Annotated in this window: 1 protein-coding gene; it reads right to left on the bottom strand. The window is 41.8% G+C overall.

The genetic code is table 11. The features are described from left to right. Window positions 1-124 precede the first annotated feature (124 nt). Complete coding sequence (locus B3W37_RS11775) at window positions 125-550, bottom strand: Na-translocating system protein MpsC family protein (RefSeq protein ID WP_481041361.1); 426 nt, start codon at window positions 548-550, stop codon at window positions 125-127. Window positions 551-882 lie beyond the last annotated feature (332 nt).

Below are 882 nucleotides of genomic sequence, written 5' to 3' on the forward strand. Positions count from 1 at the left end.
GAAAACAAAGGGCCAATATCCTTACTGTCATCTAATAAGACTTTTCATAAGAATACTGGTCTGTCTTGAAGCCGCCCATAAAGGTTTCTTCGCGATCCACCAAGATATGTAATTGTAATTTTCGCTATTCGGTCAATACCCGGTCAAAAACCACCACATGAATCCAGAAATCACGTTCCGGCTCAACATCATAGGTCTGGTGAATAGCCTTGGCCTGCAGTTTTTCCTCAAAATATGGCACATTATCGATGGCATGCTGCCATGCCACCTGCATGCGCGCTGCTCTGACCACATCTTGCCCCGCCGAGGTTTCCACAATATATATCTCCGGGTCGGTAAGAAATCTTTCCCCCCGAATGATGAGCATGTCTTCCCAGACCACCACCTTGGTGTAATCAACCCCCTTGCCTAACTTTTTTTTAAAATACTGCTCCATGTAAACCTTGAGCTCGTGCTGCATATGCCTGCGCTGGCGGTCATCCATTTTTTTGCGGGCATCAAGACGGACTATGTTTTTTTCTGGCTCGCCATATTCTTTTTCAAATGACACGGTATCCACTCCCCTTAATTTATCTAAAGAAAGCAAAAAACCAATATTCTGACGGCCAAGTTTAAAAACCCAAAGTTTAAAACCCTATCGTCAAAATATTGGTTTTCTGCAGAGCCACCATACTGGTTTCTCTGTAATCAACCACTATTAAGTTTTAATGCCTGCTCGTAATTTTATTCCCCAAACAAATTACATTCCGAATTAATCCTAATAGATATCGGTTTCCTACGGAGCCTCCTTAAGGGTTCTCTATAGTCAACCATTATAATTTTACACGTTAATAATAGAACACTACTGGCTATATTGCAAGCTTTTTTAGAGCAATCAAGGGG

It is taken from the genome of Syntrophomonas sp. UBA5494, from assembly GCF_002426325.1.